Annotated in this window: 4 protein-coding genes; 3 read left to right on the top strand and 1 reads right to left on the bottom strand. The window is 68.9% G+C overall.

The window, feature by feature from the left end:
• Positions 1–180: 180 nt before the first annotated feature.
• Positions 181–2,649 (bottom strand): endopeptidase La, encoded by a 2,469-nt coding sequence (gene lon / locus Q664_RS02025; protein ID WP_043389234.1) that lies wholly within the window; start codon positions 2,647–2,649, stop codon positions 181–183.
• 261 nt (positions 2,650–2,910) lie between these two features.
• Here lon and Q664_RS02020 point away from each other — a divergent pair, with 261 nt between their 5' ends.
• The 3 genes from Q664_RS02020 to Q664_RS02010 all read left to right on the top strand — a co-directional run bounded on the left by Q664_RS02020 (position 2,911) and on the right by Q664_RS02010 (position 6,625).
• Positions 2,911–4,125 (top strand): vWA domain-containing protein, encoded by a 1,215-nt coding sequence (locus Q664_RS02020; protein ID WP_043389232.1) that lies wholly within the window; start codon positions 2,911–2,913, stop codon positions 4,123–4,125.
• Positions 4,126–4,243: 118 nt separating this feature from the next.
• Positions 4,244–5,092, top strand: coding sequence for an ImuA family protein (locus Q664_RS02015; protein WP_043389231.1), 849 nt, complete (start codon positions 4,244–4,246; stop codon positions 5,090–5,092).
• A gap of 21 nt (positions 5,093–5,113) precedes the next feature.
• Complete coding sequence (locus tag Q664_RS02010) at positions 5,114–6,625, top strand: Y-family DNA polymerase (protein ID WP_043389229.1); 1,512 nt, start codon at positions 5,114–5,116, stop codon at positions 6,623–6,625.
• The last annotated feature ends 1 nt before the right edge of the window (position 6,626 follow it).

Here is a 6,626-nt window from a genome sequence, read left to right as displayed (position 1 = left end):
GTCTCCTCGGACCCCGGCCGGTGACTCGGCGTTCCCACCCTCACCCCAACCCTCTCCCAGGGGGAGAGGGAGCATACACGGGCACATCCCAGGGGACGGATACCCCACCAAATGACAACGGGCAGGCCCCCTGTTTGGAGACCTGCCCGCCATCTACATCAGCTCTGGCTCAGGGCCGCGTTACGCTCGGACCTCGGGAGCCGGCTCCGTCTGGGGCGGCACCGCCTTCTCCTCCTCGGTGACGCCCTTCTTGAAAGGGGAGGTCTCCAGCGCGGCATCGAGGACCTCGTCCATGCGGGTGGCGAAGATGAACTCGATGTCGTTCTTCGCCTGATCCGGCACGTCCTGCAGGTCCTTGCGGCAGCGCTCCGGGAGGATGACGCGCTTGATGCCGGCGCGGTGAGCCGCGAGCACCTTCTCCTTGATGCCGCCCACCGGCAGCACCAGGCCACGCAGCGTGGCCTCGCCCGTCATCGCCGTATCGCCGCGCACCCGGATGCCCGTGAGGAGGCTGGTGAGCGCGGTGAGGATCGTCACGCCGGCCGAGGGACCATCCTTGGGGATGGAGCCCGCGGGGAAGTGCAGGTGCAGGTCCGTCTTCTCGAGGAAGTTCGGGCTGATGCCCAGCACCTCCGCCTTGCTGCGCAGGTAGCTCAGCGCGGCCGTGGCGCTCTCCTTCATCACGTCGCCCAGCTGGCCGGTGAGCGTCATGCCGCCCTTGCCCGCCATCTTGGTCGCCTCGATGAAGAGCAGGTCTCCACCGGCCGCCGTCCAGGCCAGACCCGTGGACACGCCCGGCACCTCGGTGCGCTCGGCGACCTCGGAGTAGAACATCTCGGGCCCCAGGATCTCCTTCACCCGGTTGCCATCGATGTTCTGCTTGTCGGTCTTCCCGCCGGCCACCTCCACCGCCACGGCGCGGCAGATGTCCGCGATGCGCCGCTCGAGGTTACGCACACCGGCCTCGCGCGTATACGCGGTGGTCAGCGTGAGCAGGGCCTCATCGGTGATGGTGATGTGGTCCGAATTGAGCCCGTGCTCCTTGAGCTGCTTGGGCACCAGGTGGATGCGGGCGATGCTCTGCTTCTCCTCGAAGGTGTAGCCGGACAGCTCGATGATCTCCATGCGGTCACGGAGCGGGCCAGGGATCGGATCCAGCTGGTTCGCCGTGGCGATGAAGAGCACCTTGGACAGATCGAACGCCACGTCCAGGTAGTGGTCGCTGAACGTGTTGTTCTGCTCCGGGTCCAGCACCTCGAGGAGGGCCGCGCTCGGGTCGCCGCGGAAGTCCGCGCCGAGCTTGTCGATCTCATCGAGCATCATGACCGGGTTCTTGGTCCCGGCCTTCTTCATGCTCTGGATGAACCGGCCCGGCAGCGCGCCGACGTAGGTACGCCGGTGGCCACGGATCTCCGCCTCGTCACGCACGCCGCCGAGCGACAGGCGCACGAACTTGCGGCCCACCGCCTTGGCGATGCTCTGACCCAGCGACGTCTTACCGACACCCGGCGGCCCCACCAGGCAGAGGATGGGCCCCCGCATGTCGTTCTTGAGCTTGCGCACCGCCAGGTACTCCAGGATGCGCTTCTTCACCTTCTTGATGCCGTAGTGGTCCTTGTCCAGCGTCTGCCGGGCGTTCTCGATGTCGAGGTTGTCCTCGCTGAGCTTGGCCCAGGGCAGGTCGGCGATCCAATCCAGGTAGGTGCGCGCGACGGTGTACTCGCTGGAGGCCGCCGGAATCGTCTTCAGGCGGTTGAGCTCCTTGTTGGCCACCTTCTCCACCTCGGGCGGCAGGCCGGCCTTCTTCAGGCGCTCCTGCAGCTCGTCGAGCTCCTCCTCCTCCTCGCCCATCTCGCCGAGCTCTTCCTTGATCGCCTTGAGCTGCTGGCGCAGGTAGTACTCGCGCTGGGTCTTCGACATCTCGCCCTTCACGGCGGAGTCGATCTTGTTGGAGAGCTTGAGGATCTCGCGCTTGCGGTTGAGCAGCTCGAGCACGAGCTTCATCCGGGCCTTGAGGTCCACCGTCTCGAGGACGGCCTGCTTCTCCTCGATGGGCACGTCCACGTTGGCGGCGATGAGGTCCGCCAGGTGGCCGGGGTGGGTGATGGACTCGACCAGCTCGGTGGCCGCGGCGGGCAGCTCGGGCATCAGCTCGATGACCTCGCGCGCCAGCTTCTTGAGGTTGATGCCCAGGGCCTCGACCTCGACGTTCTCCGCCGACGTCCGATCCTCCACGGCCTCCACGCGGGCCTTGAGGTAGGGGGCCTCCTGGACCAGGTCCATGACGCGGAAGCGCGCCAGACCCTGGACGACGAGGGAGTAGTTGTCCTCGCCCATCTTGAGGAGCTTCACGATGCGGGCCACGGTGCCCATCGTGTAGAGGTCGGACGCGCCCGGGTCCTCCTCCTCGGCGCGGCGCTGGGTGACGACGCCGATCACCTGGTCGTCACGCACCGCGTCCTTGATGAGGGCGATCGTCTTCTGCCGCCCCACCGCGAGCGGCAGCACGCCGCCCGGAAAGAACACTGAATTACGCAGGGGGAGGATCGGCAGGACCTGTGGAATGTCCTCCTTGTTGATCATCCCCGGGGGCGCCATCGCGGCCGGCATGGCCGCAGCGCCGGAACCCTTCTTCTTGTCGTCGGACATGTAGTCGATGCCTCGGTTTCCAGCCCGGCCGGACAGCTTCCGAGCCGGTCAAACAACTTAGTTGTCGATCTTCTGTGAGAGTTGACTCAACGTAGCAACCAAAACGCACATGGCAAACGTGGCCTGCGTTTTTCGTGAAGGTCGTCGGATCCCGGACGGTTGCTCGCACATCCCCCCGGATGTGGGGCATGTTCGTTGGACCCCCCTTTGTCCGTGGACCGGTGCGCGCTACATCCGGCCACGTTCCCAGGAGACCCCCCCATGATGCAGTCCATCCGTACGAGCGCGCTGTTGGCCACCGCCCTGTGGGGCGTGGCGTGTACATCGCCGGTGGAGGAGCCCGGCTCCACGCTGCCAGGCCGGTGTCAGGCGGACGCCCCGCTGATCTCGGCCCAGAAGACGGATCTGCTCTTCGTCATCGACAACTCGGGTTCGATGGCCGAGGAGCAGGCGGCCATTGCCTCCGAGCTGCCCGCGTTCCTGGAGGAGCTCCAGCGGGGGAGCGGCGTGGAGCAGGACTTCCGCGTGGGCGTCATCACGACGTCGGTCTACCTGCGCGCGTTCTATGATAACCGCGAGCAGCTGACGGATTTTCCCGATCAGGCGGGGAGGCTGAGGCCGGTGCCCGACGAGCGGGAGCGGCCCACGGCCGAACGCTACCTGGACGAGAGCGATCCGGACCTCCTGGCGAAGTTCCGCCGCCTGGTGAAGGTGGGGACGAGTGGAAGTGGGCAGGAGACGCCCTTCGAGGCGGCGCGGCTGGCGGTGACGCCGCCCCTGTCGACGACGCCGGTGGGGGAGGGAGGCAACGGAGGCTTCCTGCGGGATGGGGCGCGGCTGTTGGTGGTGGTGGTGTCGGACGAGGAGGACTGCAGCTCGACGGAGCGGCCGCCGCCGGTGCTCCTCACGGAGGACACCAGCCGGGACTTGTGCAGTGAGCAGTCGGATCGGCTGACGCCGGTGCGCGAGTACGTGCGGATCTTCCGGAACCTGGACGACGGGAGGGGGTCGGCGCGCGAGGTGCTGTGGGCGACGATTGGCCCGGTGGGGCTGACGGACAAGGAGGTGGGGACGGTGCTGGATCGGACGCCGCAGGGGACGTTCGTGCGCAACGTGGACTGCCCGACGTCGTATGGGCCGGGATTCCGGCAGAAGGAGATGGCGTCACAGTTCGATACAGGGCTGAAGAACCTGGACTCCATCTGCCGGCCGAGCTTCCGGGAGACGCTGGTGTCGATCGCGACGTTGGCGAGGACGTCGCAGAGCATCGAGGTGGTGAACCTGCCGGACGCGAGGCTGGCGCAGGTGAGGGTGACGAGGGAGGACGGCACGGTGCAGACGTGCAGCGTGGCGGGGGGAGACCTGACGTACGAGCCATCGGCGGAGGGGAGGGCGGCGAGGCTGTACTTCCAGTCCTCGTGTCCGAGGCAGCCGACGGACCAGAAGTTGGAAGTGAAACTGCTTTGCGCCAACTAACCTGGAAACCGTGAAAAAGAACGCGCCCGGCTGATCACCAGGCGACATTTTCTGGCGCATGTCAGCCCGCTCGTCATACTGAACCTAGTTTCAGGTCCAGTGTGGGACGGGGGACGTGATGAGTGCGACGGCCGAGAAGGTGTCGGTGACGGTGGAGGCGCTGAAGGAGCAGATCCGCCGGTTGCAAGCGGCGCCGAGGAAGTACCTGGCGGCGCTGAGGACGGGGGTGGAGGCCTTCGACGAGCTGCTGCCGGGGGGAGGGCTGCCGTTGGGGCAGGTGGTGGAGCTGTGGGGAGAGGCGGCGTCGGGGAGGACGAGCCTGGCGTTGAGGGCGATGGCGTCGGCGCACCGGGAAGGGCGGCTGTGCGCGTACGTGGACGGACCTGGGGAGCTCTACCCGCCAGCGGCGATGGCGGCGGGGGTAGACCCCGCCCGGCTGCTGATCGTGCGGCCGAAGACGGCGGAGCAGCTGGCGTGGTCCGCGGTGCAGCTGGTGAGGAGTGGGGCGTTCGCGTGCGTGGTGTTGGATCTGACGCGAGGCCCGAAGGGCGCGAGCGGAGTGCGCCTGTCCCCGGCGGAGGGCAAGCGGCTGATGGACGCGGCGGTGCGGGGAGGGAGCCTGCTGCTGCTGCTGACGGCGCCGGAGGCCCCGGGGGACGGGATGATGAGGCTGCGCACGGAGGCGCGGGACGACGAGGGCCTGTCGGTGGAGGTGGTGCGAAGCCGGCAGGGCGGGATCGGGGCTCGGACGCTGGTGCCGTGGAAGGCGCTCTATCCGGAGCTGGAGGGCGGGGAGACCCCGTGGGGTGCGGAGCTGCCGCCAGCGGAGGAGGTGACGGTGCCGGAGCTCCCGAGGGAGCGGCCCCCGTCCGAGGGACACCGGGGAATCCCGTGGCAGCGCCCGGGGCGTGACGCGCCGATGCCGTCGCTGCGCGCGAGCCTGGACGCGGGCTCGGCGCTGCACTGAGTCGAGGGGAGGGGAACGGAGATGCGGCTGGGGTTTCTGCACTTTTCGCGCTTCCCGGTGCAGCGCAAGGTCATCGAGCTGCCGGAGCTGGCGGGCAAGCCCTTCGTGCTGGTGGAGGAGGTGCGAGGCCAGCAGCGGGTGGCGTGCGCGTCCACGAGTGCGCTGAAGGCGGGAGTGAAGCAGGGGATGACGGTGACGGCGGCGACGGCGCTGGAGCCGGCGCTGAGACATTTTCCGTACCGGCCCGAGGAGGAGCGGCGGGCGCTGGTGGGCATTGGCGAGATGCTGATGGGGCTGGCGCCGGGCTTCCAACTGTCGGAGCCGGACGGGCTGTGGTTCGACGCGAGCGCGGCCCACCTGGCGAAGGGGGAGGAGGGGCTGTGCGCGAAGGTGCTGGCGCAGTGCTCGGAGCTGGGGTGGAGGGGGCGGGTGGTGGTGGCCTCGGAGAAGTTCACCGCGAGGGCGCTGGCGAGACATGGGGCGCCGCGGATGAGCGTGGTGCCGGAAGGAGAGAGCGCGAGGGCGCTGGCGCCACTGCCGCTGAGCGCGCTGGAGGGCCCGGAGCAGACGGCGTTCGCGGCGCTCGGGCTGATGACGCTGGGCGAGGTGGCGGGGCTGCCGGTGGGGGCGGTGACGGCGCGAGGCGGGGCGGCGGGGATGAGGGCGCACGCGCGCTGCCGGGGAGGGGATGAGACCCCGTTCATCGCGGAGGTGCTGGAGGAGGTGCTGGAGGAGCAGCTGACGTTGGAGTGGCCGGCCGAGTCGCTGGAGCCGCTGCAGTTCGCGCTGAAGACGGTGCTGGACCGGCTGTGCGGACGGCTGGGAGGCCGGAAGCGCGCGGCGGTGCGGATGAACCTGACGTTGAAGCTGGACCCGTCGGGACAGGCGGTGGTGCCGCTGACGCTGGCGAGGCCGACGGCGCAGGCGAAGATGCTGCTGGAGCTGACGCGGCACCGGCTGTCGGACGTGCGGCTCGAGGGACCGGTGGCGGGGCTGATCCTCCGGGTGGAGGAGGACTGTGAGGACCGGGGCCAGCAACTCTCTCTGGGGGATGCACCCGAGGGAGACGCGGCACTGGAGGTGGTGCTCTCGAGGCTGGCGACGGCGCTGGGAGAGGACGCGCTCTTCATGGCGGCGCTGGAGGACACGCACCGGCCCGAGGAGGCGTATGAGACGAAGACCTTCCGGCCACCGCCCATGAGGCGCGGACTGGAAGGCGAATTGCTCCAACCCGTGGAAGCGGCGGAGCCGGTGCCCGAGGTGATGCGGGAGCGGCCCTCGCGGATGCTGGGGACACCGGCGACGATCGACGTGGAGATGACGGCCTCGGGGGAGTTGCTGGCGGCGAGGCTGGGAGGCCGGAGGCGCCGGGTGATGGCGCTGGTGGGCCCGGAGCGGCTGAGCGGGGACTGGTGGGACGCGAGGCCGTACAGCCGGGACTACTATCGGGTGCACTTCGAGGGACTGGGCCCGGCGTGGGTGTTCCGGGACGCGAGGGATGGCCGCTTCTATCTCCAGGGCCTCTTCGATTAGC

This window comes from Archangium violaceum Cb vi76 (genome assembly GCF_000733295.1).
Lineage (GTDB): Bacteria > Myxococcota > Myxococcia > Myxococcales > Myxococcaceae > Archangium > Archangium violaceum.
The sequence above is the reverse complement of the archived record's forward strand: the minus strand, read 5'-3'. Positions and strand labels throughout refer to the sequence as shown.